The organism is Aureimonas sp. SK2 (genome assembly GCF_029813115.1).
Classification (GTDB): Bacteria; Pseudomonadota; Alphaproteobacteria; order Rhizobiales; family Rhizobiaceae; genus Aureimonas.
The window spans coordinates 51,913-75,496 of the sequence record NZ_JAPZDS010000006.1; the positions used below are offsets into that span (position 1 = coordinate 51,913).

The 23,584-nt window shown below is 68.5% G+C and carries 21 protein-coding genes; 7 read left to right on the forward strand and 14 right to left on the reverse strand.

The genetic code is table 11. From position 1 onward, the window contains the following. The first annotated feature begins 2 nt into the window (after positions 1–2). Positions 3–260, forward strand: coding sequence for a GNAT family N-acetyltransferase (locus O5O54_RS09135; RefSeq protein ID WP_279481357.1), 258 nt, complete (start codon positions 3–5; stop codon positions 258–260). Here O5O54_RS09135 and O5O54_RS09140 read toward each other — a convergent pair. The 4 genes from O5O54_RS09140 to O5O54_RS09155 all read right to left on the reverse strand — a co-directional run bounded on the left by O5O54_RS09140 (position 257) and on the right by O5O54_RS09155 (position 4,175). Further along, positions 257–988, reverse strand: a complete 732-nt coding sequence (locus O5O54_RS09140) for a glutathione S-transferase (RefSeq protein WP_279480891.1) — start codon at positions 986–988, stop codon at positions 257–259. The genes O5O54_RS09135 and O5O54_RS09140 overlap by 4 nt on opposite strands. Positions 989–1,118: 130 nt before the next feature. Then, positions 1,119–1,910: an ATP-binding cassette domain-containing protein gene (locus tag O5O54_RS09145; protein WP_279480892.1), complete on the reverse strand. Its 792-nt coding sequence runs from the start codon at positions 1,908–1,910 to the stop codon at positions 1,119–1,121. Then, on the reverse strand, positions 1,910–2,986 hold the full coding sequence (locus tag O5O54_RS09150) for an ABC transporter permease (protein ID WP_279480895.1): 1,077 nt from the start codon (positions 2,984–2,986) through the stop codon (positions 1,910–1,912). Before O5O54_RS09150 ends, O5O54_RS09145 begins: the two co-directional genes overlap by 1 nt. A gap of 163 nt (positions 2,987–3,149) precedes the next feature. Then, positions 3,150–4,175 (reverse strand): sugar ABC transporter substrate-binding protein, encoded by a 1,026-nt coding sequence (locus O5O54_RS09155; RefSeq protein WP_407061687.1) that lies wholly within the window; start codon positions 4,173–4,175, stop codon positions 3,150–3,152. Between the two features lie 208 nt (positions 4,176–4,383). Here O5O54_RS09155 and O5O54_RS09160 point away from each other — a divergent pair, with 208 nt between their 5' ends. Beyond that, on the forward strand, positions 4,384–5,622 hold the full coding sequence (locus O5O54_RS09160) for an ROK family transcriptional regulator (protein WP_279480896.1): 1,239 nt from the start codon (positions 4,384–4,386) through the stop codon (positions 5,620–5,622). On the opposite strand, the gene O5O54_RS09165 is transcribed toward O5O54_RS09160, so the two are convergent. The 3 genes from O5O54_RS09165 to O5O54_RS09175 are packed head-to-tail and all read right to left on the reverse strand — an operon-like array spanning position 5,619 to position 8,726. Continuing rightward, positions 5,619–6,068, reverse strand: coding sequence for an NfeD family protein (locus O5O54_RS09165; RefSeq protein WP_279480899.1), 450 nt, complete (start codon positions 6,066–6,068; stop codon positions 5,619–5,621). The two genes, O5O54_RS09160 and O5O54_RS09165, sit on opposite strands and share 4 nt — an antisense overlap. A 6-nt stretch (positions 6,069–6,074) precedes the next feature. After that, entirely contained in the window at positions 6,075–7,076 is a 1,002-nt protein-coding gene (locus O5O54_RS09170) for an SPFH/Band 7/PHB domain protein (protein WP_279480901.1), read from the reverse strand. A 42-nt stretch (positions 7,077–7,118) separates the two neighbouring features. Further along, the gene (locus tag O5O54_RS09175; protein ID WP_279480903.1) at positions 7,119–8,726 is read right to left on the reverse strand and encodes a bifunctional metallophosphatase/5'-nucleotidase; all 1,608 of its coding nucleotides are present in this window, start codon (positions 8,724–8,726) and stop codon (positions 7,119–7,121) included. A gap of 150 nt (positions 8,727–8,876) precedes the next feature. On the opposite strand from O5O54_RS09175, the gene O5O54_RS09180 reads away from it, so the two are divergent. Together O5O54_RS09180 and O5O54_RS09185 are read left to right on the forward strand one after the other, a co-directional pair. Beyond that, the gene (locus tag O5O54_RS09180) at positions 8,877–11,054 is read left to right on the forward strand and encodes a malate synthase G (protein WP_279480904.1); all 2,178 of its coding nucleotides are present in this window, start codon (positions 8,877–8,879) and stop codon (positions 11,052–11,054) included. Positions 11,055–11,061: 7 nt separating this feature from the next. Further along, positions 11,062–11,526: a DedA family protein gene (locus tag O5O54_RS09185; protein WP_279480906.1), complete on the forward strand. Its 465-nt coding sequence runs from the start codon at positions 11,062–11,064 to the stop codon at positions 11,524–11,526. A 4-nt stretch (positions 11,527–11,530) separates the two neighbouring features. On the opposite strand, the gene O5O54_RS09190 is transcribed toward O5O54_RS09185, so the two are convergent. Together O5O54_RS09190 and O5O54_RS09195 are read right to left on the reverse strand one after the other, a co-directional pair. Further along, positions 11,531–12,931, reverse strand: coding sequence for an SGNH family hydrolase (locus tag O5O54_RS09190; RefSeq protein ID WP_279480909.1), 1,401 nt, complete (start codon positions 12,929–12,931; stop codon positions 11,531–11,533). A 5-nt stretch (positions 12,932–12,936) separates the two neighbouring features. Continuing rightward, entirely contained in the window at positions 12,937–14,160 is a 1,224-nt protein-coding gene (locus O5O54_RS09195; RefSeq protein ID WP_279480912.1) for a lytic murein transglycosylase, read from the reverse strand. Between the two features lie 229 nt (positions 14,161–14,389). Between O5O54_RS09195 and galU the strand changes: the two genes are divergently transcribed. Then, complete coding sequence (gene galU / locus O5O54_RS09200) at positions 14,390–15,307, forward strand: UTP--glucose-1-phosphate uridylyltransferase GalU (RefSeq protein ID WP_279480914.1); 918 nt, start codon at positions 14,390–14,392, stop codon at positions 15,305–15,307. A gap of 45 nt (positions 15,308–15,352) precedes the next feature. On the opposite strand, the gene O5O54_RS09205 is transcribed toward galU, so the two are convergent. Beyond that, a complete protein-coding gene (locus O5O54_RS09205) occupies positions 15,353–17,158 on the reverse strand; it encodes an outer membrane beta-barrel protein (protein ID WP_279480915.1) in 1,806 nt (601 codons plus the stop codon). A gap of 141 nt (positions 17,159–17,299) precedes the next feature. Between O5O54_RS09205 and O5O54_RS09210 the strand changes: the two genes are divergently transcribed. Together O5O54_RS09210 and O5O54_RS09215 are read left to right on the forward strand one after the other, a co-directional pair. Next, on the forward strand, positions 17,300–18,298 hold the full coding sequence (locus O5O54_RS09210) for a KpsF/GutQ family sugar-phosphate isomerase (protein ID WP_279480917.1): 999 nt from the start codon (positions 17,300–17,302) through the stop codon (positions 18,296–18,298). Between the two features lie 131 nt (positions 18,299–18,429). Further along, positions 18,430–19,713 carry a sorbosone dehydrogenase family protein gene (locus O5O54_RS09215; protein ID WP_279480919.1) on the forward strand — a complete coding sequence of 428 codons (1,284 nt, stop codon included), beginning with the start codon at positions 18,430–18,432 and terminating at the stop codon, positions 19,711–19,713. A gap of 54 nt (positions 19,714–19,767) precedes the next feature. Here the strand turns inward: O5O54_RS09215 and hemH are convergent, their stop codons facing one another. From hemH to O5O54_RS09235, 4 genes are all read right to left on the reverse strand, one after another. Continuing rightward, positions 19,768–20,832 carry a ferrochelatase gene (hemH, locus tag O5O54_RS09220; protein ID WP_279480922.1) on the reverse strand — a complete coding sequence of 355 codons (1,065 nt, stop codon included), beginning with the start codon at positions 20,830–20,832 and terminating at the stop codon, positions 19,768–19,770. Between the two features lie 140 nt (positions 20,833–20,972). Further along, positions 20,973–21,353, reverse strand: a complete 381-nt coding sequence (locus O5O54_RS09225) for a hypothetical protein (RefSeq protein WP_279480924.1) — start codon at positions 21,351–21,353, stop codon at positions 20,973–20,975. Between the two features lie 96 nt (positions 21,354–21,449). Next, the gene (locus O5O54_RS09230; RefSeq protein ID WP_279480926.1) at positions 21,450–21,926 is read right to left on the reverse strand and encodes a nuclear transport factor 2 family protein; all 477 of its coding nucleotides are present in this window, start codon (positions 21,924–21,926) and stop codon (positions 21,450–21,452) included. Between the two features lie 129 nt (positions 21,927–22,055). After that, positions 22,056–23,501, reverse strand: coding sequence for a homospermidine synthase (locus O5O54_RS09235; protein WP_279480928.1), 1,446 nt, complete (start codon positions 23,499–23,501; stop codon positions 22,056–22,058). Positions 23,502–23,584 lie beyond the last annotated feature (83 nt).

Consider the following 23,584-nt stretch of genomic DNA (forward strand, 5'->3'; position numbering starts at 1 on the left):
GGATCGTCGGCTTTTCGATGATCGATGCGGAGGAGGGGAGCCTGTTTGCCGCCTTTGTCCTTCCGGGCTTCGAAGGCCGAGGGATCGGCCGCGCCTTGATCGCGCGCGCGGAAGCCGCCCTGTTCGAACGCTTCGACGCGATCTGGCTGGAAACCGACCCGGACAGCCGTGCCGCCCGGCTCTACCACCGCCTCGGATGGCGCGCGGTTGAGACGGCCGGCTCGGACATCCGCATGCAGAAGCGGCGGCCGGCCTCCTAATCCCCGTCGAGTTCGGGGTAACGGCGAAAGATGCCGTCCTCGTTGAACGGGATGCGGCGCGGGCTGGCGAGATAGCGGGCGATCGGCGGGTCCCCTGCCACGCGGTCGCGGAGCGCCAGGACGCGACGGTAGTCCGTCTCGATCGCCGCCATGCGGCGCGGAAAGGCATAGCGTAGACCCTCGACGATCTGGAACAGGCCGAGATCGGCATAGGTCAGGCGGTCGCCCGCGAGGAAGCCGCTCCCGTTCGCCATGAGCAGGCGCTCGTACCAGCCGAGGAACTTCGGCATCCGCTCGCGCCGGAACTCGGTCGCGCGCCGCAGCGCCTCGGGCTTCTGGTCCTCGTAGTAAAGGCCGGTGCCGACGGGGTGGTGGGTGTCGTGCGCTTCAGCCACGAGGTCGGCGGTGGTCAGCGCGATCGTGCGGGCGAAAAGTCGATCCGCCTCGCCGGTCGGTGCAAGGCCGAGCCGCTCGCCGAGCCAGGCGGAGACCTCCGCCGCTTGAGCCACCAACTTACCGTTCTCGACCAGGAAGGGCGGCGCGAAGGGGATGCGACCGCCGATGCCGGTTTCGAGGATCGCCATCATGGCGGGAACGCCGCCGCCCTCCGTTTCATCGAGGCGCGCCATGTCGCGATAGGGCGCTTCGGCGGCTTCCAGCACTAGGCGCGGGAACTCGCCGCGACCCTGAAGGCCGGGCCAGTAGTAGAGGTCGAAGCGTTCGGTCATCCTGCGGTCTCCCGTTCTCGGATCCATCCAAGCTCGGTCGTCGCGCACCGAGGTCAACCGCCGGAAGCCCGAAACGAACAAAGCCGGCTCGATGTACGAGCCGGCTCCGCGAGGCGCGAGGGGAGGGCGGTCAGGCCGCCAGGATTTCCGGCTCAGGCGCCTTGGCGCCCGTCATCAGGGCCACGGCGTCGGACATCGAGATCGACTTCGGATCCACCACGCAGAGGCGCTTGGACAGGCGGTGGATGTGGATGCGGTCGGCGATCTCGAAGACGTGCGGCATGTTGTGCGAGATCAGGACGATCGGCAGGCCGCGCGCGCGCACCTCGAGGATGAGGTCGAGCACCTTGCGCGATTCCTTCACGCCGAGGGCGGCCGTTGGTTCGTCGAGGATCAGGACCTTGGAGCCGAAGGCGGCGGCGCGCGCCACCGCCACGCCCTGGCGCTGGCCGCCCGAGAGCGTTTCCACCGCCTGGTCGATGTTCTGGATGGTCATCAGCCCGAGTTCGGACAGCTTCTCGCGGGCGATCTTGCGCATGCGCGGCTTGTCGAGCATGCGCAGGTACGATCCGAGCGGACCCGGACGGCGCAATTCGCGCCCGAGGAACATGTTGTCGGCGATGGAGAGCGCCGGCGACAGGGCGAGCTGCTGGTAGACCGTCTCGATGCCTGCGTCGCGCGCCGCCTGCGGGTTGGGGAAGGTGACCGGCTTGCCGTCGAGGCGCACCTCGCCCGCATCGGGCGCGACCGCTCCCGACAGAGCCTTGATCAACGTCGACTTGCCGGCGCCGTTGTCGCCGATCACGGCGAGGATCTCGCCGGGATAGAGGTCGAAGTCGGCGTTGTCGATCGCCACCACGCGGCCGTATCGCTTGTTCAGGCCGCGCGCCTGGAGGACGGGTTGGGTGCCGAGCTGAACCATTATGCCGAGACCTTTCGGATCCACTGGTCGGCCGCGACGGCCAGGATGATGAGGGCGCCCACGGTGAGGCGCGTCCATTGCGGGTCGGTGCCGTAGATGCGAAGGCCCATGGCGAAGACGCCGACGATCAGCGCGCCGACGAGCGTGCCCAGCACCGAGCCGCGCCCGCCGAAGAGCGAGGTGCCGCCGATCACCACGGCGGTGATCGCCTGGATGTTGGCCTCGTAGCCCGAGGTCGGCGAGACCGAGCCGATGCGCCCGATCAGAGCCCAGCCGGCGAAGGCGCAGATGAGACCCGACACCGCGTAGACCGAGATCAGCACCTTGTTGGAGCGGATGCCCGACAGGCGCGCCGCGTCCTCGTCGTCGCCGATCGCGTAGACGTGCCGTCCCCAGGCCGTGTAGTTCAGGATGTAGTAGAACAGCGCGACCAGGAAGAGCACGCTGACCACCGCGTAGGTGAAGACCGCGCCGCCGATCTGGAACGTGTTGCCGAGGAATTGGAGCAGGGGCGCTTCGGCCGTCACGTCCTGCGCCCGGATCGTCGCGTTCTGGGTGTAGATGAAGTTGATCGCCTCGTAGACGAACCACATGCCGAGCGTGACGATGAAGGGCGGCAGGCGCACCTTGGCGACGAGCACGCCGTTGATCGCGCCGCAGAGCGTGCCGACGGCGAAGCCGATCAGGATGGCGATGGGGGCGGGCACGCCCATGCCGACCGCCAGGTTGCCCATGATCACCGAGGAAAGGACCATGATCGCGCCGACCGACAGGTCGATGCCGGCGGTGAGGATGATGAGTGTCTGCGCGACGCCGACGATGCCCACGATCGCGACCTGCTGGAGGATCAGCGTCATCGTGAAGGCGTTGAAGAAGCGCTCGCCGATCAGGAGGCCGAAGACCATGATGCCGAACAGGAGCACGATGATCGGCACCATGGTCGGGTTGCCGTGCAGGAAGTGCTGCAGATGCTGAAGGGGCGTCCGACCGTGGCCGGAGAAGTCCGCGACCCGCGTATCGCTCTTGGCGAGGCCGGATTCGAAGTCGCTGCCCTTGCTGGACGTTGTTTCGCTCATGGAACGAGGCCTTCCGGGGCTCGAAGCCGGTTCTGGCGCCGGCGGTGCGCCTGATGGATCCGCCCGGCGACGCAGGCGTCTCGGCAGGGCTGGGACGAGGGAGGTTCAGACAGGGCGGAACGGAAGACGGGAAGCCCGAGGGCTTCCCGTCTCCGAAAGGCTATCAGCCCCAGCAGGCCTTGGCGGCTGCCGTCGTGTCCATCGACTTCACGCCGTCGACGGGCTGGTCGGTGACGAGGTCGACGCCCGTGTTGGTGATCTCGAGGCCGGCCGAAGCTTCGGGCTTGGTGCCGCTCTCGGCGTAGGTCTTGACCGCCTCGACGCCCATGGCCGCCATCTTGAGCGGGTACTGCATCGACGTCGCGCCGATCACGCCGTCCTTGACGTTGGCGACGCCCGGGCAGCCGCCGTCGACCGAGACGATCGTCACCTTGTCGGCAAGGCCGAGGCCCTTCAGCGCCTCGTAGGCGCCGGCGGCGGCCGGCTCGTTGATCGTGTAGACGAGATTGATGGTCGGGTCCTTTTGGAGAAGGTTCTCCATGGCCTGGCGGCCGCCTTCCTCGTTGCCGTTGGTCACGTCGTGGCCGACGATGCGCTTGTCGTCCTCGTCGCCCACCACGTCCTTGTTCTTCACGTCGATGCCGAAGCCCTGCATGAAGCCCTGGTCGCGCAGGACGGCGACGGAGGGCTGCTGCGGCGTGAGGTCGAGGAAGGCGATGCGGGCGTTCTCGGCCTCGGCACCCATCTTCGCCTTGGCCCACTGGCCGATCAGCACGCCCGCCTCGAAATTGTCGGTGGCGAAGGTCGCATCGGCGGCGGAGAGCGGCTCCAGCGGCGTGTCGAGCGCGATAACGATGAGGCCGGCATCGCGCGCCTTCTGGGTAGAAGAAGCGATCGCCTTGGTGTCGGACGCGGCGATCAGGATGCCCTTGGCGCCGGCCGCGATGCAGCTCTCGATCGCCTGGACCTGGCTGTCGTGGTCGCCGTCGACGCGGCCCGCGTAGGACTGGAGGTTGATGCCCAGCTCCTTGGCCTTGGCCTCGGCGCCTTCCTTCATCTTCACGAAGAACGGGTTGGTGTCCGTCTTGGTGATCAGGCAGACGGTCATGGGCGACTGAGCGGAAGCGCCGGCCGTCATGGCGGCAAGACCGAGGGCGCCGAGCGCGGCGGATGCGAGGAAGCGACGAATTGCCAAGGACCATCTCCCGAAACTGAATGCGACGCCCATCTTGGCGCCCGCTGGGCGGCTCTCCTCGGCCGCTCCGAACGAGGGCATCCAACAACCTCGGGATAAGCCTGTCAATCGATAATTCACAAGGATTTATTTATTGACAGGTTTTTCATGTTGGTGAAGGTTTACCTATCGCCGCCCCGCCGGGCGGCCAGGGGACCTATTCATGGACGAGGCGATCCTGCCGGGCTCCGAGGCGCCGGGGGCTGCCGTTCGCGAAGCCACCGACGAGCGCCTGCGCGGCTCGAATCAGGCCGGACTCAGGGCGCATAACGAACGCGCCGTCCTGTCCTTGATCCGGCGGCACGGCGAACTCGCCAAGTCGCAGATCGCACGCCTGTCCGGCCTGTCGCCGCAGACGGCCTCGGTGATCATGCGCTCGCTGGAAGCGGAGGGGCTGGTGCTGGCGGGCGAGCCGCGGCGCGGTCGCGTCGGCCAGCCGTCGGTGCCCATGCGGCTCAACCCGGACGGCGCCTTCTCCTTCGGCCTCAAGCTCGGCCGGCGCACCAGCGAGATCGTGCTGATGGACTTCGTGGGCCAGGTGCGCGATTCGCGCGATGTCCTGTATCGTTTCCCCCGCCGCGCGGAGATCCAGGCCTTCGTCGAGCGGGGCGTGGCGGACCTGCGCGCGAGCCTCCCGCCCGCCCTTCGCCGGCGCATCGCGGGGCTTGGCGTCGGCATGCCCTTCGAGCTTTGGTCCTGGGGGGAAGCGAACGGTGCGCCGGCCGGCGAGATGGAGGAATGGCGCCATCTCGACATCCCGGCTGAACTGGAGGCGCTGACCGGCGAGGCGGTCTATGTCGCCAATGACGTGACTGCCGCCTGCGGCGCGGAGCAGGCCTTCGGGACCACCGACTCGGCCGACTACATCTACTTCTTCGTCGGCGCCTTCGTGGGCGGCGGCATCGTGATCGACGGCTCGCTCGTGCCGGGGCGCACGGGGAATGCCGGCGCGCTCGGCTCCATGCCGGTTCCCGCCCCCGGTGGCGGGCGGCACCAGTTGATCCACGCCGCATCCATCCATGTCCTGGAGCGGCGGCTGGAAGCGGCCGGTGGTTCCTCGGTGGAACTCTGGCGCAAGGACGCCGACTGGAACGGCCTCGGCCCCCCGCTCGACGCCTGGATCGCGGAAGCGGCGGAAGGGCTCGCCCATGCGATCGCCTCCGCCGTCTCGGTCTACGACTTCGAGAAGGCGGTGATCGACGGCAGCTTTCCCGGCAGCGTCCGGGCGCGCCTCACAGTGGCGACGCGCGATGCGCTGGGCCGCATCGACCTCCAGGGCCTGCCCCCCGTCTCCGTCGCGGAAGGGACGATCGGGCGGGCGGCGCGCGAGGTGGGCTCGGCGAGCCTGCCCTTCTTCGCCAAGTTCTTTCTGGATCACCGGGTGCTTCTGGCCGAGCGCTAGCGCTGGGCCTCCGCCGGCCGCACGCGCAGGACCGAGCCGTTCGCGCCTTCGACCACCACGGCGACGCCGACCGGCAGGTCCGGCCCTTCGGCGCTCCACCATCCGTCATCGAGCGCGACGCGTCCGCGCCCGTTGCGGATCGCCTCGCTGACGACGGCCGATCGACCGACCAGCCGGGCGGTCCGATCGTTGAGAGGCTCGCCGGAGCCGGGTTTCGCGCGCTGGCCGTACCATCGGTGGCCGAGAAGCGTCGCGACGCCCGACACGACCGCGAAGCCGAGAAGCTGGCTCTGCCACGAAAGGTCCGGCACGAGGAGGGCGTTGGCGCCGACGACCAGCGCTCCGATTCCGAAGAACAGGAGATAGACGCCCGGCAGTGCGAGTTCGCCGGCGAGAAGCAGCGCGCCGAGGATCCACCAGCCATAGGTGCCGACGAGATCGCCCATCGCGCGTCAGGCCTCCGGCTTCGGATAGACCACGCCGCCGGTTCTCGGCACGGACGCGGCGGGAGACCTCGGCGCCGGCGGGGCGGGGGCGTCGCCGAAGCTCGCCTTGGCCAGTTCCGCGATGCCGCCGATCGAGCCGATCAGCGACGAGGCCTCCAGCGGCATCAGGATCACGCGCTGGTTGGGGGCGCCGGCGAGCTTGGCGAGCGCCTCGGTGTATTTCTGGGCGACGAAGTAGTTGATGGCCTGCACGTCGCCGGCTGCGATGGCTTCCGAGACGAGCTGTGTCGCTTTGGCCTCGGCTTCCGCCAGTCGCTCGCGCGCTTCCGCCTCGCGGAAGGCCGCCTCCCGTTTGCCTTCGGCTTCCAGGATCTGGCTCTGCTTCTCGCCCTCGGCGCGCAGGATCTTGGCGTTCCGGGCGCCTTCGGCCTCCAGGATTTCGGCCCGCTTCTCGCGCTCGGCCATCATCTGGCGGGCCATGGAATCCACGAGGTTCTTCGGCGGGTTGATGTCCTTGATCTCGATACGGGTGATCTTGATGCCCCAGCCGTGCGCGGCCTGATCGACCACCCGCAGGATGCGCTCGGAGATCGTGTCGCGGTTGGAGAGGAGATCGTCGAGGTCCATCGAGCCCATGACCGAGCGCAGGTTGGTCATGACGAGGTTGAGGATCGCGTATTGGAGGTTCGACACCTCGTAGGCTGCCGAGGAGGCGTCGAGGATCTGGTAGAAGGCGACGCCGTCGGCCGCGACCGACGCGTTGTCGCGGGTGATGACCTCCTGCGTGGGGACGTCGAGCACCTGCTCCATCATGTTCATCTTGTGCCCGATCCGCTCCACGAAGGGCATGATGATGTTGAGGCCGGGCGTCAGGGTGCGCACGTAGCGGCCGAAGTTCTCGACCGTGTAGTTGTAGCCCTGCGGCACGATCTTGACGGTGGAGGCGAGGACGACGATCGCCACGAAGACCGCGACCACGACGAGAATGCTGCCCAGGCCGAAATCCATCGGGAATCCGTTCATCGCGTTCCTACCTCCACTCTTGTCATGTCATTCCACCTCGCGGATGCGTCCGTCGGTCGACGGGGTATAGGGCGAGTTGCCGTCCTGAAGGTAGGCGATCACCGCGTCCTCCATGTTCGGGCCGAAGTCGTAGGCGTTCTTCGCCTGCGTTGCGAAGACAGCATATCCGTCGCCGCCCTGGCGCAGGAAGTTGTTGGAGACGACCGTGTAGGTGGCCGCCGGGTCGATCGGCACCCACTCGCCGGCCTCGTTCTTCAGCCGCACCGCCTTGATCCGGTCGACGCCGGGCGTGCCCTTGCGCGACCAGTCGAACTGGAGGCCCGCCACCTGCGGGAAGCGACCGGCGCCCTCCTCGACCTGGGACACGCCGTTCTCCAGTGCCTTGACGATGTCGGCCCCGGTGAGCTGGAAGGTCGCCAGCGTATTCTGGAAGGGCAGGACGGTCAGCACGTCGCCCATGGTGATCGGCCCCTGGTCGATCGAGGCCCGCACGTTGCCGCCGTTGCCGATGGCGATGGTCGTGCCCTGGTCCTTGGTGCGCTCCAGGATCGCGTCGGCGACGAGATTGCCCATCTGGCACTCAGCCACGCGGCAGGTGTCGCGCTGCCCGTCGATGGGGGCGGCCGCCTCGGCGACGACCTTGGCCTTGATCTCCTCCAAGGGCTGGGCGAGTTCGGCGACCCGCGCCTTGATCGTCTCGTCCTCCGGCACGGACGCGTCGAGGAGAATCGGCGCACCCTCGGCCTTCGTCACGCGTCCCTGGTCGTCGAAGGTCACCGTCAGTTTGCCGAGATACTTCGAATAGGCGTAGGCCTGGACGATCGGCACGTCGCGCCCGTCCGGCCCCTTCACCAGCGTCGGATAGGGTCCCGCCGCCTTCGGGTCGGTGGAGGAGAGGAGCGTGTGCGAATGGCCGCCGACGATCACGTCGATCTCGGGCACTTCTGCGGCGAGGCGCTTGTCCAGCTCGTAGCCGGAATGGCTGAGGAGGATGATCTTGGTCACGCCCTCCTCGGTCAGCGTCTTCGCCTCGCGCGTGGCGGCCTCGACCGGATCGGTGAAGGTGATCGACTTGCCGGCGGCCGTCAGCTCCTGGTTGTCCTGGGGCGTCAGGCCGATGATGCCGATCCGCTCCCCGTCCTTCTCGATGATCGTGGACGGCTTCACGACCTTGGCGAGCCCCGGCTCGCGCGCAAGATCGGCGTTGGCCATCAGCATCGGGAATTTCACCGCGCCGGCGAACTTCTCGATCACCGGCACGCCGTCGTCGAACTCGTGATTGCCGACCGCCATCGCCTCGAAGCCGATCGTGTTCATGAACTCGGCCGAATCGTCGTTGCGGTAGCGCGTGTAGAAGAGCGAGCCCTGACTCTGGTCGCCCGCGTCGAGGAGGATGGTCGGCGTGGTCCCGGCCGCCGCCCGCTCGGCCTTCACGGCGCTGGCGATGCGCGCGACGCCGCCGAAGCAGGCCTTCTCCGCCGCGTCCTTCTCCGAACAGGGGCCGTCCGATTTCGAGATCGGCTCCACCCGGCTGTGGAAGTCATTGATGTGGAGGATCGTCAGGTCGAAGGCCCGGGCGGGCAGAGCGGTGCCGGCGGCAAGGACGGCCACGAGGCCGAGAAGGGCGGATCGCATGGAATCTCCTCGTGATCTGAACGGGCGCGAGTGTCCTGGGCCGGAGCCGCTTTGGCAACCCACCCTTACCCAAACCCCTGGCGAAGCCGTTTGACAGGGGTATCTCCATCGCCCAAACCCGTGGGACCCTGACCAAGGAGGAGCCTGCCCATGTCCGATACCGTCGAAGTCCACGGCCTCAAGGTCGCGTCCGTCCTCAAGAGTTTCGTGGAATCGGAGGCGCTGCCGGGCACGGGTGTGGAGGCCGACGCATTCTGGCGGTCGCTGGCCGAAATCCTCGCAGACCTCGCGCCCCGCAACCGCGAGCTTCTGGCACGACGCGACGAGCTGCAGGCGCGGATCGACGCCTGGTGCCGCGAGCGCCAGGGCCGGGCGGTGGACGGCGCGGAGGCGGAAGGCTTCCTGCGCGAGATCGGCTATGTCGTGCCGGAGGGCGAGGCCTTCTCCGTCGAGACGGCGAACGTCGATCCCGAGATCGCCTCTATCGCCGGGCCGCAGCTCGTGGTTCCCGTCCTCAACGCCCGTTTCGCGCTGAACGCGGCCAACGCCCGCTGGGGCTCGCTCTACGACGCGCTCTACGGCACGGACGCGATCTCCGAGGAGGACGGCGCGACGCGCGGGCCGGGCTACAACCCGGTGCGCGGCGCCAAGGTCGTCGCCTGGGTGCGCGCCTTTCTCGACCGCTCCGCACCGCTCGACGGGGCGTCGTGGAGCGATGCGATGGGCTTTTCGGTCGCCAGCGGCACGCTCGCCGTCCGCCTCGACGGCCGTGAGACCGGCCTCGCCACACCCGACCAGTTCGCTGGCTATCGCGGCGCGGCCGAGCGGCCGGACGCGATCCTCCTCGTCACCAACGGCCTTCACGCCGAAGTGGTGATCGACGCCTCGACGCCGATCGGCAAGGTCGACCGCGCCGGCATCTCCGACGTGGTCCTCGAAAGCGCGGTGACGACGATCCAGGATTGCGAGGATTCGGTCGCCGCCGTCGATGCCGATGACAAAGTCGCGGTCTATCGCAACTGGCTCGGCCTCATGAAGGGCGACCTCGCCGAGACCTTCGAGAAGGGCGGCCGGACGATGACCCGTCGCCTCAACCCCGACCGCACCTACACGGCGCCGGACGGCGAAGCGCTGACGCTGCCCGGCCGCTCGCTGATGCTGGTGCGCAATGTCGGACACCTGATGACCAACCCGGCCGTCCATCTGCCGGACGGCTCGGAGGCGCCGGAGGGCATCCTCGACGCCATGTTCACCTCGCTGATCGCGATGCACGACCTAAAGAAGACGGACGGCCCGAGGAACAGCCGCGCCGGCTCGGTCTACATCGTGAAGCCCAAGATGCACGGGCCAGACGAGGTGGAATTCGCCGACGAGATCTTCAGCCGCGTCGAGACGGCGCTCGGTCTTGCGCCCGACACGCTCAAGATGGGCATCATGGACGAGGAGCGGCGCACCACCGTCAACCTCAAGGAGTGCATCCGTCGGGCGCGCCGCCGCGTGGTCTTCATCAACACCGGCTTCCTCGACCGGACCGGCGACGAGATGCACACGTCGATGGAACTCGGTCCCATGGTCCGCAAGGGGGACATGAAGTCCTCCACCTGGATCAAGGCCTACGAGGACCGCAACGTCGACACGGGCCTCGCCTGCGGTCTGAAGGGCCGTGCCCAGATCGGCAAGGGCATGTGGGCGATGCCCGACATGATGGCCGCGATGCTGGAGCAGAAGGTCGGCCACCCGAAGGCCGGCGCCAACACGGCCTGGGTCCCGTCGCCGACGGCCGCGACACTCCACGCCACGCACTATCACGAGATTTCGGTCGCCAAGGTGCAGGCGGGCCTCGAAGGCCATCCGCGCACCAGGCTCGCCGACATCCTGACCATTCCCGTCGCCGTGCGCCCGAACTGGACGCCGGAGGACGTGCAGGCCGAGCTCGACAACAACGCGCAAGGCATTCTCGGGTATGTCGTGCGCTGGATCGACGGTGGCGTCGGCTGCTCCAAGGTGCCCGACATCCACGATGTCGGCCTGATGGAGGACCGGGCCACCTGCCGCATCTCCTCCCAGCACATCGCCAACTGGCTGCGCCACGGCGTGGTGACGGAGTCGCAGGTCGTCGAGACCATGAAGCGCATGGCCGCCGTGGTGGACAAGCAGAACGCGGGCGATCCGGCCTACGAGCCCATGGCGACCGATCCCGACCGTTCCATCGCCTTCCAGGCGGCGCTGGAACTCGTGCTCAAGGGCCGCGAGCAGCCGAACGGCTATACCGAGCCGGTCCTCCACCGCCGCCGCCTGGAGAAGAAGGCCGCCGGCCGCCGCGGCTGATGGCGCGGTGATCGAACTTGCCGAAAGCGCGGGCCCCCTGGCGATCCAGGGGGCTCTCTTCGTATCGGCCTTCCTGTCGGCAACGCTTCTTCCCGGCTCGTCCGAAGCGCTGCTCGTCGCCCTGCTGCTCAAGGGCGGACATGATCCGGTCGCGCTCACGCTGGTGGCGACAGCCGGCAACACGCTCGGCAGCCTGTTCAATTGGGCCTGCGGGCGCTGGCTGATGCATCGGAGCGATGCCCGCTGGTTTCCCGTGTCCGAGCGCCATCTCGCCCGCGCCAGGCGCTGGTTCGCGCGCTTCGGTCTGCCTTCGCTGCTTCTCGCCTGGCTGCCGGTGGTGGGCGACGCGCTGACGCTGGTCGCGGGGCTGCTGGGCGTGCGGGCGGTACCCTTCCTCGTGCTGGTCGGGATCGGCAAGCTCGCGCGCTACGGCGTCGTCGCGGCGACGACGCTGGGCGTGCTGTCCCTTTAAAGGCTTACGGCTGGCCGGTGGCGGGCAGGCTCCGCGCGGCGGCGTCCGCCGCCCCGGCGCTTTCCGGCGCGCCGGCGTCCTTGGACTGGCGCCGCAGCTCGTCCAGCGTGGTGGAGCCACGATAGACGATGGCGTTGTCCCGCGTGACCGGCGAGACGGCGCCGCCGCGCCCGGTCCAGTTGAACTGGTCCGCGCGGCCCTCGGTCGGGTCGTGCGGCGCCCCTGCGACCACGAGCTTGGCGCGGGGGCTGGCGTCGGCGCCGGGCTTGGCCGCAGGCGCCGTGGGCGCCGTGCCGCCGAGCAGGCTGTCGCCGCCGTCGAGGCTCGGGTCGGAAAAGCTCACCGGCGGCGTCGTGGTCGTCGAGGCGAGTTCGCCCACCGAGGGCAGGTCGGCCGCCGAGAGCTGCTGCGGCCCGAGGCTCGCCACGAGATCATCGACGCTGAGGCCGAGGACGCGCGTCACCGGCTTTTCGACGAAGTAGGCGAGCTTGTCGGATCCGGCACCGGTCAGGGTGATGCCGTCGGAGTTGCGCAGCCGCGCGGTCTGTCCCGCCATGTCGGGTCCGGACGCCGTGAAGGCGCCGTTGGCGTCGGTGAAGCCGCCCCAGACATCGACATACTCGCCGCCAACCTTGAGTGCGGCGGTACGGTAGAGGTCGTTGAAATAGACCATGTCCTCGTTGGCGCGATCGACGCCGAAGGGCAGGGCGCCCACCCAGACCAGGGAGGCGCCGCCCGCCCGGACGGCCGAGGCCAGCGCTTCGACGCGCGCGGTGTAGCGCGCGTTCCACTCGCCCGTGCGCAGGGCCAGCGAGGACCCCGCCTCGCGAATCGCCTGCCGGTCGTTGGCGCCCAGCATGACCACCACGACGGCCGGCTTCTCCTTGACGACGACCTCGCCGATCGCGGCCGGCCAGTCGAAATGGTCGTCGCGCACGAGGCCGGACGAGCCGTCCACCTTGGAGACGACGCGAATCTCGCGATTCTGCGAGACGGCCGCCTCCAAGCCCTTGGCGAGCGAGCCGGCCATGAAATCGCCGACCACGAGGACGGTGCGTGCGGTCTCGCTCTTTTCGACGGGCGCGAGCGCCGCGGCGGCTGCCGCGCCCGCCCCGGCCGCCGCACCCGCCGTCGCGGCCTTGGCGCCGCCAGGGCGAGAGGCCTGCGTCGTCGCCTTGCGCGGCTTGCGGACCTTCTTCACCTGACGGCGCTGCTGCTGCGGCTGAACGCGCTGGGGCGTCGGCTGCATCTCGTTGCGGCCGCCGCCGAACAGCATGTCGAGGAGGCCGCGGCGCTGCTGCGCCTCGACCGGAGGCGCGTGGGCGGCCTCCGCGCCCACGACGGCGAGGGCCAATATGGCGGACAGGAGGGCGCGGGTCCGCCGCGCGTGTGTCGTGTCCGCCATGGCCGTCAATGTCTCCGCAGGAGGTCGAGAAGGGCCTTGGAGGCGTTGCCGTCCTCGGCCACGCCCGCCCGGCGCTGGTAGGCGGTGATCGACGCCTTCGAGCCGGAGCCGATCTTGCCGTCGATCTTGCCGTCGTAGAGGCCATGATGGCTGAGGCGCTGCTGCACCTCGTAGCGCTCTTCCATGGTGAGCGGCGTGTAGCCACGCGGCCATTCCTGCGCGAAGTCGCCGTAACCGGCGATCCGGTCGGCGAGGTGACCGACGGCGAGCGCGTACTTGTCGGCGTTGTTGTATCGCTTGATGACGAAGAAGTTCTTGGTCATCAGGAAGGCCGGCCCGGAAGCGCCCGCCGGCATCAGGAGGTTGGCGTTGTCGCCCGCGTTGGGGAAGTCGCGGCCGCTCACGCGCTTGAAACCGCTGGCCGACCACTGCGACAGCTTGCGGTTGGCGCGCTGCATGTCGGAGGCGCCGGCCGGCGCCACGACCTCGTAGCCCCAGGTCTTGCCGGTCTGCCACCCGTTCTTGCGCAGGAGATTGGCCGCGGTCGCGAGCGCGTCCGGCACCGAGTTCCAGATGTCGGGATGGCCGTTGCCGTCCATGTCGACCGCATAGGCCTGGTAGCTCGTCGGGATGAACTGCGTGTGGCCCATGGCGCCCGCCCAGGAGCCGGTCAGGCCCTTGGGGGTGATGTGCCCGTCCTGCACGATCTTGAGAGCGGCCAGGAGCTGGGTGCGCGCGAACTTGGCCCGCTTGGGGTCCATGTAGGCGAGCGTCGCAAGGGCCTGCGGCACGCTCTTCATCACGTCCTGGCGTTCCAGGATGCGGCCGTAGTTGGACTCCATCGACCAGATGGCGAGGAGGATGTGGCGATCGACGCCGAAGCGCTTCTCGATCCGGTCGAGCCAGGGCTTGTACTGGACCAGCATGCGCCGGCCTTCGGCGATCGATTCCTCGTTCACCCGGTTGTCGAGATAGTCCCAGATCTTGTCCTGGAACTCGGGCTGGAAGCGCGCCTTCTGGATGACGTCGTGATCGGGCTCGGTGACGCCGGCGAACACCGCGCGATAGGTGTTGCGGCTGATGCCGCTGGCCACGGCCGTCTTCTCGAAGCCGGCGATCCAGTTGCGGAACCCGGCGTCGGCCAGGGCCGGCGTCGAAGCCGACGCGATCATCAGCGCCAGACAGCCGGCGCCAAGGCGGAGGATGCGCTTGCGGATCGGTCCAGGCATGGGTCTACACTCCTTGGAAGGACGGGACGTTAGCGAGGGCCTCGAGTCTAGAGGGCGGATGTGAACGCTTCCTTTACCACGTCTGGACACGAAAAGCTTTTCGACGCGTGATGTGTCATCTAATCGGCTTGTTCTTGGGCGAAATCACGGCGTCGCCGCAGATTCGCTCGACGCGACCGTGCGTCACCCGGTATATTCACGTTATCGTAATGGGCAGGAAGGACTACGAATGCGCAAGGTCAGGAAGGCCGTCTTTCCGGTCGCGGGTCTGGGGACGCGGTTCCTCCCCGCCACCAAGGCGATCCCCAAGGAGATGCTGACGGTCGTCGATCGCCCCGTGATCCAGTACGTCGTGGACGAGGCGCGCGAAGCCGGCATCGAGCACCTGATCTTCGTCACGGGCCGCAACAAGGGTGTGATCGAGGACTATTTCGACATCCAGGTCGAGCTGGTCAACACGCTGACCGAGCGCAACAAGACCACCGAACTGAAGCTCCTCGACAGCCTCCAGCCGACGGCCGGCACGGCGAGCTTCACCCGCCAGCAGGCGCCGCTCGGCCTCGGCCACGCCGTCTGGTGCGCGCGCGACCTCGTCGGCCCCGAGCCCTTCGCGCTGCTCCTGCCCGACATGATCATGCAGGACACGCAGGGCTGCCTGAAGCGGATGGTCGAGCTCTACGAGCAGACAGGCGGCAACGTCGTCTCCGTGGAGCAGTGCGACCCGGCCGAGACCCACAAGTACGGCATCGTCGGCAAGGGCGGGGACGTCGGCTCGGGCTTCCGCATCGACGGCATGGTCGAGAAGCCGAAGGCCGAGGAGGCTCCCTCCAACTTCTTCATCTCGGGCCGCTACATCCTGCAGCCCGAGATCTTCGACATCCTGTCGACCCAAGAGAAGGGCGCGGGCAACGAGATCCAGCTCACCGACGGCATGCTGAAGCTTGCCAAGCAGCAGGACTTCTTCGCCTATCCCTTCACGGGTCGCACCTTCGACTGCGGCTCCAAGGAAGGCTTCATCCAGGCCAACGTCGCCTTCGCGCTGTGGCGCCACGATATCCGCCACAAGGTCTTCGACGATCTGGAGGAACTGATGCGCACGGTGGAGCCGGAAGAGCGCCGCACCGCGCCGCGCTCGGCAGCCGAGTAAGCGCGCCGAACCGAGTTGGGGCGCCCTCCGGGGCGCCCTTTTTCGTCAGCGTTGGAGGCGAACGCCGATACGGAACGTGTTGGCGTCGTAGTCGAGCCCAGGCCGGGGCGAGTCGAAGCGGTCGTAGCGATAGCGCGCGGTGAACGCGACGTAGCGGTTGAGCCAGTAGGTCAGGCCGGTTTCGGCGGCATAAAGGTTCTCGTCGCCCGCGATCGGGCCGTCGCGCAGGCCCGCGATCAGCCGGCCGTCGAGGTCGATCCTGGCGGTCGCGCGATGGCGGAGCCCGAGCGAGAGCTGGTAGAGCGTCGAGGTCGCGAGCCCGGTCGTGTCCGGCTCGAAGAAGGTCTCGCCGCGCAGGAGCACGTCGGTGCCGCGCAGCGGCGACCAGGCGATGCGCGCGTCGATCGTCGGGCTGGCCTTCTCCTCCAGCGCGTCGGCGTCCGGGATGTTCCAGGCATAGCCGAGCGCCACCTCGCCGGAGAGCTTCTCGCCCCAGTCGAAGGCGAGACCGCCGCGCAAGGCCGGGATCACGCTGTCGCGCGAGGGTGCGCCGAGGGCTTCCTCGTCGAACAGACGGCGGCCGACGCTGGCCGCGACGAAGGGCCGGAGCGCGGGGGCGATGTCGTAGCCGGCGCGCAGTCCCGCGCTCCAGGTGGTGAAGCTGTCGTCCAGCCGGCGCACCGTGCCGTCGAACAGGCCGTCGTCGCGATCCTCGCGGACGGCGGAAAGATCGAGGTCCGTGGACAGGCGTCCGACGGCGCGGGTGAGCGAGGCGCCGGCGGAATAGGCGAGGATGTCGCGCCGGGCGTTGGCGGTCGTCGCCGGTCCGGTGACGAGCGGATCGTCGCGGTCGAAGCGCAGGGCACCCCGAAGGTTCGCCGTCCAGTCGCGGTCGATGTCGAGACGCAGCCGGCCGTCGAGGTCGAGGCGCGGCACCTCTTCCAGCGGGCCGGAATCGTTGCGCCGGTAGCTCGCGAGCGCATTGAGTTCGGCCGCATGCCGGCTCCAGTTCGAAGCGACGCGGGCCGAGAGCGCGGTTTCCGAGAACGCGCCGCGCGAGCCGTCCAGCGTGTTGGTCAGGTTGTCCGACGTGCCGAAGCTCTGCTCCAGCGTCGTGTAGGCGGTGAAGCTGCCGAGCCGCAGCCCGATCGGCGCGAACGGGTCGTCGGCGGCGATTGGTAGGGAGCGGCGCAGATCGTCGAGGCCGGCCATGCCCTGCCGCCCCAGGCGGGCGTCGCGCGTCGGGCTGCGGATGGGGCCGACGGCGCGGAACAGATCGGGCGGTGCGAGCGTGCCTTCCGGGCGCACCGCGCGCGTGTCGTCCGGCACCAGCTCTTCGTCCTGCGGGAGGCCGGGCAGGGTCTGCCCCTCGCGAACGCCGGGAAGGCCGGACACTCGGGGGGCACCGGCGCGGTTGCGCGTGGCGCCGACGGGACGCACGCCGCGATCCACCGGCTGGGCGGGCGTCGCCTGGCGCGTCGATTGCGGCAGGTTCTCGCGGCGCGGCTGCGGAGGGCCGGCAAAGAGGTCCAGCGTCGCCGCGGCCTCGGCGCCCGGCCGCTCGGCCGGAGCGTCCGTGCGCTCGCGGCGCGGGCGGGAGGAGGGATCGGCGAGATTGGCGTCGAGATCGCGCGACAGTTCCCGGGTGCGCGGGTCTAGCGGCTGGCGCACCGGTTCGGCGTAGGATGCCGCGGGCCGGGTCCGAAGCTCGCCGGTGTCCGACAGCCGCACCTCCGCCTCGCCGCGGCGCGGCGGTGCCGGCGGCCCGAAGGCGTCCTGCGCCGAGGCCGGCAGGATCGGGCCGGCCGACAGGAGCAGCGAGGCGAGGAGGGGACGAAGGCTGCGCGTCATGTCCGATCGTCTTGGGGCGCCCGGCTTTTCGGCGGGCGCGGGGGCGTGCGTCGTCCATTCGTAATGCGTGACCATGGAGCCGGGCTGACCGCGGCGTTTCCAGCGCTGGCGTGCATGCGATCGGGAGAGTAAGGGAAGCGGATGACGTCCCAAGCCTTTCCGCTCGCCCCTCCGCCGGCTCCCGGCACCCAGTCCGCCATCCGCACCGTGCGCACGGAGGCGGAAGGTCTGTCGCTCCTCGCCGACGCGCTGGACGGCGAACTCGGCGCCGCCTTCGAGCGAAGCCTCGACCTGATCGCCGGCGTGCGCGGCCGGCTGGTCGTCACCGGCATCGGCAAGAGCGGCCATGTCGGCTCCAAGATCGCCGCGACCTTCGCCTCGACGGGGACACCCGCCTTCTTCGTCCACCCGGTGGAAGCCAACCACGGCGACCTCGGCATGATCGGGCGCGACGACGCGGTGCTGGCGATGAGCTGGTCGGGCGAGTCGGCCGAGCTGACGGGCATCGTGTCCTACACGCGCCGCTTCCGCATTCCGCTGATCGCCGTCACCTCGCGCGAGACCTCGGCGCTGGGCTCGGCGGCCGACGAACGCCTGATCCTGCCGCGCGTGACCGAGGCCTGCCCGCACGGCCTTGCGCCGACGAGCTCGACCACGCTCCAGCTCGCGCTCGGCGACGCGCTGGCGGTGGCGCTCCTGGAGCGCAAGGGCTTCAGCCCCAGCGACTTCCGCGTGTTCCATCCCGGCGGGCAGCTCGGCGCGAGCCTGCGCCATGTCGGCGACGTGATGCACAAGGGCGAGGCGCTGCCGCTGGTGGCCAGCGGCACGAAGATGGGCGAGGCGATCCTCGCCATCTCGCGCAAGGGCTTCGGTTGCGTGGCGGTGGTGGACGAGGCGGGACGGCTGCTCGGCATCGTGACCGACGGCGACCTGCGCCGGCACCTAGCGCCCGATCTCCTCGGGCGCACGGTGGACGAGGTGATGACGCGGGCGCCCAAGACCATCCGCCCCGACACGCTCGCGGTGAAGGCGCTCGACATCATCAACGGCGCCAACATCACGGCGCTCATGGTGGTGGAGGGTGAAAAGCCGGTCGGCATCATCCATCTCCACGACCTCCTGCGCCTCGGCGTCGCCTGACGGCGAGGTCACGATTTCCTGAGCCCCCGATGGGCGCGTTGAAAGGAAAGGTCGCGCGCTAGCTTTTCTCCTTACCCGCCTTGTTCCGCGCGTTCCCGCAGCGGACCGGCACCCTCGAGGAGATCGTCCGCATGCGACCATCGAAGACCCTGCTCCTGGCAGGCGCCCTGCTTTTGCCCTGGACGAACGTTCAGGCCGACACGCCCGTCGACCAGTTGCCGAGCGTGGGCGCAAACCCCCAACTGCCGGCCGTCGACAAGAGCCACGACGGCACGATCAACCGCACGAGCTGGATCGGCTGGGCGGAGGGCGGCAAGCCGACCGCCCCGGAGGGGTTCACGGTCCAGGCCTTCGCCAAGGGGCTCGACAATCCGCGCTGGATGCATGTCCTCGAGAACGGCGACGTGCTGGTGGCCGAGGCCCGCACCATCCCGCAGCCGGACGCGGGTTCGATCGACGGGTCCGCCGGCGAGAGCGCCAATCGGATCACGCTCCTGCGCGACACGGACGGCGACGGCGTCGCGGACGAGCGCCACGCGCTGCGGACCGGCCTGCTCCAGCCCTTCGGCATGGTGGCGCGCGACGGCCATCTCTATGTCGCCAACACCAACGCCGTGATGCGCTTCGACTTCAAGCCGGGCGACACCCAGATCGAGGGCGAGGGGACGGAGATCCTCAAGCTGCCGGGCGACGGCTACAACAACCACTGGACGCGCAACATCGTCCAGAACCCGGACGGCACCAAGCTCTACGTCACCGTCGGCTCCAAGAGCGACCACGGCGAGGAGGGCATCGAGGCGGAGGAGAACCGCGCGGCGATCCACGAGATCAACCCGGACGGCAGCGGCCACCGCATCTTCGCCAGCGGCCTGCGCAACCCGAACGGCCTCGCCTTCGAGCCCTCGTCGGGCGCGCTCTGGACGGCCGTCAACGAGCGCGACAATCTCGGCGACGACCTCGTGCCCGACTACGTCACCAGCGTGCAGGACGGCGGCTTCTACGGCTGGCCCTACTACTACTGGGGCCGCAACGCCGATCCGCGCATCGAGGCGCCGGCCGAGGTGGCCGAGCGCGAGGTGCTGACGCCCGACTTCGCCCTCGGCGCCCATACCTCCACCATGTCGATCGTCTTCCCGCAGAGCGAGGCCTTCCCGGAAGCATTCCGCAACGGCGCCTTCATCGCCCAGCGCGGCTCCTGGAACCGCTCGGCGCATTCGGGCTACCGGGTGCTCTACCTGCCCTTCGCCGACGGCAAGCCGTCGGGCGACCCGCAGGACTTCCTGACCGGCTTCTTCCGGGACGTGGAGGCCGGCGAGGTCTACGGCCGCCCGACGGGCCTTGCCGCGCATGCGGACGGCTCGCTGCTGGTCGCCGACGACGTCGGCAACACGATCTGGCGCGTCGCCGCGAACTGATCGCCCGTGCGATCGAAAGGCCCGTCGCTCAAGTAAGCGGCGGGCCTTTTGTTGTCAGCCGATCCAGCCGGACAACTCGCGCCGGACCATGTGTTCGATCACGTCCATCCCGTCCTCGGAATCGTTGAGGCAGGGGATGTGGCTGAAGTGCTCGCCCCCGTGCTCGCGGAAGATGTCGCCAGCCTCGCCCGCGATCTCCTCCAGCGTTTCCAGGCAGTCGGAGACGAAGCCGGGATTGAGGATGGCGATGCGTTTGATCCCTTGCTTGGCAAGAGCCTCGACCGTCTTGTCCGTGTAGGGCTGGAGCCACTCTTCCGGCCCGAAGCGCGACTGGAAAGTGGTCATGAAGCGCCCCTTTTCCCAACCCAGGCGCTCCTCCACCAGACGGGAGGTCTTCTGGCAATGGCAGTGATAGGGGTCACCCTTGCGGAAGTAGCTCTGCGGAATGCCGTGATAGGAGGCGATTACCCGCTCCGGTTCGAAGGGCAGGCTTTCGAGGTGCCGCTCGATGGTGCGGGCCAGCGCTTCGATATAGACCGGTTCGTCGTGATAGGCCGGCACGGTGCGGGTGGCGGGCATCCAGCGCAGGCTCATCAGGTGCTCGAAGAACTTGTCGTTCACCGTCGCCGTGGTCGAGGCCGAATACTGCGGGTAGAGCGGGAAGCACAGGATGCGCTCGCAGCCCTCGGCCCGAAGCGCGTCCACGCGTTCGGCGATCGACGGCTGGCCGTAGCGCATGCCCCAGTCCACGACGACGTTGGCCTCGCCCGCCATGCGCTCGGCCAGTTTCTCGCCCTGCGAGCGGGTGAAGGTGCGCAGCGGGCTCTCGTTGCGCTCCTTGTTCCAGATCTGCTCGTAGGCGTGGCCCGACTTCTTCGGGCGGGTATTGAGGACGATGCCGTAGAGGATCGGATACCAGGCCGCCCTCGGCCACTCGATCACGCGCTTGTCGGACAGGAACTCCTTCAGGTAGCGGCGCATCGGCTTGAAGTCTGTGCCGTCGGGTGTCCCGAGATTGACCAGGAGCACGCCGACCTTCTTCGGCTTCACCGGCGGATGGCCGGGGGGCAGGGGGCCGATCGCGGTGGAGGAATCGGTGGGGCGAGGGCTGGTCAACATGGGCGGCGGGTCACTTCGAGGGGCCTGAATCGGCTGCGACGGCGAGGCGTTCGTCGCCCGCCGCCGCAGCCGGATATGGACAGGTGGCTCGCCCTCGGCAAGCGGACAAAGCGTCCGCCCCGGCCGGAAGGGCGTTCCGGTCAGGCCCTGCGGGTGAACTCGAAGCGGCTGCCGTCCGCGTTCACGCAGGCCAGCCGGTTTGCGGCCATCTGGTTGCAGTTCACAGACATCTGCTGGTTGCGCGAGCGCGAGGTGTAGATGATGCTCGCCTGGCTCGGGCTCAGCTTGGTGTAGTTGCCCTCCGCCAGGATCGCGCCGGTCGCGGCCTCGCGCGAGGTGAAGCGACCGCTGGCGAAGGTCGCCGTGTAGGCCACAGGACCGCCCACGGAGGACCAGTCCCCTTCGAGGCCCGTGGCGCGCGGCGCGGCCTCGGCGAGGCGTGGCGGCGGCGCGGCGGTCTGGCAGGCGGACAGGGCCATGCCCACGGCCAGCAGCGGGAGGGCACGGGAAATCGGACGCATCGGCAACTCCGGATGGCGACGGTTAAGATTTTAGACAAGTTTAAGGCACAAGGGCCGGGGAGTCATCGGTCCGGGCCGCAAAGCCCGGCCCTTTCCTCAGCTTCGCGACGAGGATCCCGCCAAGCTCTCCTCGCGCTTGGACGCGATCACGGAATGGATGGTGCCGATCGTCTCGATCGAGCGGATGCGCCCGTCCGTCGTGAAGGAGAACCAGTACATGGTGCTGCCGGTGACCAGCGATCCGTTGGTCTCGTCCTGGCGCGTCCAGTCGCAGCGGCTCGCGCCCTCGTCGCCCTCCACCACGATGCCGCGCGGCTTATAGGAGATGTAGGTCGCACGGCGCAGGAGCTCGTTGAGAAAGGACCTGGCTTCCTCCTCGCTTTGAAAACGGTATTCGCCTTCCATGCGATTGAACCAGGGCGCATCGATGATCCCGGCGTTGTTCCTGTTGGAGAACATGGCGCCCGGCGCGAAGTGTCGCGCGATGGAGCCCGCCGAGCCCGCCATCGCGGCATCCATGATCTCACGGATGATACTGTGCTTTCGCTGGGCTTCCGAAAGAAACTCGCCCATCACCTACTCCTCAAGCGCATCAAGCACTTGGGTGAGAATGCTAGGGCGGGCCATATGTTTCGCCAGCAGAATATGAAAAGCCGCAGGATGATCTGCGGCTTTTCCACTGTCAAATCTGTTCCTCAGACCTTATCGGACAAGGATATTCCGGAACTGCCAGGGATCCTTCTCGTCCAGATCCTCCGGGAACAGTCCCGGCCGGTCGGTGAGCGGCGTCCAGTCGGTGTAGTAGCCCTTCACCGGCCCGAGATAGGGACGCTGCACTTCGAGGCACCGGCGGTAGTCCATTTCGTCGGCCTCGACGATGCCGGCCTCCGGGTTCTCCAGGGCCCAGACCATGCCGGCGAGGACCGCCGAGGTCACCTGCAGACCTGTCGCATTCTGGTAGGGCGCAATGCGGCGCGTTTCCTCGAGGCTGAGCTGCGAGCCGTACCAATAGGCGTTCTTCTCATGGCCGAACAGGAGTACGCCGAGCTCGTCGATGCCCTCGACCAGCTCGTTCTCGTCCAGGACGTGGTGCTCGGGCTGGATCTTGCCGGCGGCACCGAACAGCTCGTGCAGCGACAGGACGGCGTCGTTGGCCGGATGGTAGGCGTAGTGGACGGTCGGGCGATAGGTCACCTCGTCGTCCTTGTTGCGGTGGGTGAAGTAGTCCGCGATCGAGATGGACTCGTTGTGCGTGACGAGGAAGCCGTACTGGGCGCCCGGCGTCGGGCACCAGGTGCGGACGCGGGTGTTGGCTCCGGGCTGCTCCAGGTAGATCGCCGCCTGGCATCCCTTCTTGTGGGTCTTGGCGTTCTTGGGCATCCACTTCTCGTGCGTGCCCCAGCCGAGCTCGGCCGGCTGCATGCCCTCCGACAGGAAGCCCTCGACCGACCAGGTGTTCCAGAACACGTCGCGGGGCTTCGGCTTGGCGGCGACCTGCGTGTCGCGCTCGGCGATGTGGATGCCCTTGACGCCGACCTTCTTCATGAGCTTGGCCCAGCCCTCGCGGTCGTCCGGGCCGGGCTCCTCGAACTCAAGATTGGTGTCGCGGGCGATGTCGACCAGCGCCTGCTTGACGAACCAGGACACCATGCCCGGATTGGCACCGCAGGTGGAGACGGCGGTGGTGCCGCCCGGATGCTTGCGCTTCTCCTTGCGGAGCGTCTCGCGCAGCGCATAGTTGGTGCGGTCGGCGTTCGACAGGTTCTCGTCGAAATAGAAGCCGAGCCAGGGCTCGACCACCGTGTCGATATAGAGCACGCCGAGCTCGCGGCAGAGGCGCATCAGATCGACAGAGCCCGTGTCCACCGAGAGGTTGACGAGGAAGCCCTGGCCGCCGCCCTGCGTCAGCAGTGGGGTGAGAAGGTCGCGGTAGTTCTGCCGCGTCACCGCCTCCTGGACGAAGCGGATGCCGCGCTCGTCGAGCAGGTGGCGGCTCGTGTCGCGCGGGTCGATCACGGTGAAGCGCGACTGGTCGTAGCGGAAATGGCGCTCGATCAGGGGGAGGGTGCCGCGCCCGATGGAGCCGAAGCCGATCATCACGATCGGGCCGGTGATCTCGGCATGGACCGGGAAGTTCTCGTCTGCCATGGGGTCCCTTTCGGTCTGGACGTGTCTGGAAGCGCCGGGCTAGAGCAGAACGCTGTCAAATAAAAGGGGCTTGCATGCCGAGC

Coding starts and splice junctions, on each gene's coding strand:
- O5O54_RS09140 (WP_279480891.1), bottom strand. CDS start 988: ATGACCGAACGCTTCGACCTCTACTACTGGCCCGGCCTTCAGGGTCGC.
- O5O54_RS09145 (WP_279480892.1), bottom strand. CDS start 1,910: ATGGTTCAGCTCGGCACCCAACCCGTCCTCCAGGCGCGCGGCCTGAAC.
- O5O54_RS09150 (WP_279480895.1), bottom strand. CDS start 2,986: ATGAGCGAAACAACGTCCAGCAAGGGCAGCGACTTCGAATCCGGCCTC.
- O5O54_RS09160 (WP_279480896.1), top strand. CDS start 4,384: ATGGACGAGGCGATCCTGCCGGGCTCCGAGGCGCCGGGGGCTGCCGTT.
- O5O54_RS09165 (WP_279480899.1), bottom strand. CDS start 6,068: ATGGGCGATCTCGTCGGCACCTATGGCTGGTGGATCCTCGGCGCGCTG.
- O5O54_RS09170 (WP_279480901.1), bottom strand. CDS start 7,076: ATGGATTTCGGCCTGGGCAGCATTCTCGTCGTGGTCGCGGTCTTCGTG.
- O5O54_RS09175 (WP_279480903.1), bottom strand. CDS start 8,726: ATGCGATCCGCCCTTCTCGGCCTCGTGGCCGTCCTTGCCGCCGGCACC.
- O5O54_RS09180 (WP_279480904.1), top strand. CDS start 8,877: ATGTCCGATACCGTCGAAGTCCACGGCCTCAAGGTCGCGTCCGTCCTC.
- O5O54_RS09190 (WP_279480909.1), bottom strand. CDS start 12,931: ATGGCGGACACGACACACGCGCGGCGGACCCGCGCCCTCCTGTCCGCC.
- O5O54_RS09195 (WP_279480912.1), bottom strand. CDS start 14,160: ATGCCTGGACCGATCCGCAAGCGCATCCTCCGCCTTGGCGCCGGCTGT.
- galU (WP_279480914.1), top strand. CDS start 14,390: ATGCGCAAGGTCAGGAAGGCCGTCTTTCCGGTCGCGGGTCTGGGGACG.
- O5O54_RS09205 (WP_279480915.1), bottom strand. CDS start 17,158: ATGACGCGCAGCCTTCGTCCCCTCCTCGCCTCGCTGCTCCTGTCGGCC.
- O5O54_RS09210 (WP_279480917.1), top strand. CDS start 17,300: ATGACGTCCCAAGCCTTTCCGCTCGCCCCTCCGCCGGCTCCCGGCACC.
- O5O54_RS09215 (WP_279480919.1), top strand. CDS start 18,430: ATGCGACCATCGAAGACCCTGCTCCTGGCAGGCGCCCTGCTTTTGCCC.
- hemH (WP_279480922.1), bottom strand. CDS start 20,832: ATGTTGACCAGCCCTCGCCCCACCGATTCCTCCACCGCGATCGGCCCC.
- O5O54_RS09225 (WP_279480924.1), bottom strand. CDS start 21,353: ATGCGTCCGATTTCCCGTGCCCTCCCGCTGCTGGCCGTGGGCATGGCC.
- O5O54_RS09230 (WP_279480926.1), bottom strand. CDS start 21,926: ATGGGCGAGTTTCTTTCGGAAGCCCAGCGAAAGCACAGTATCATCCGT.
- O5O54_RS09235 (WP_279480928.1), bottom strand. CDS start 23,501: ATGGCAGACGAGAACTTCCCGGTCCATGCCGAGATCACCGGCCCGATC.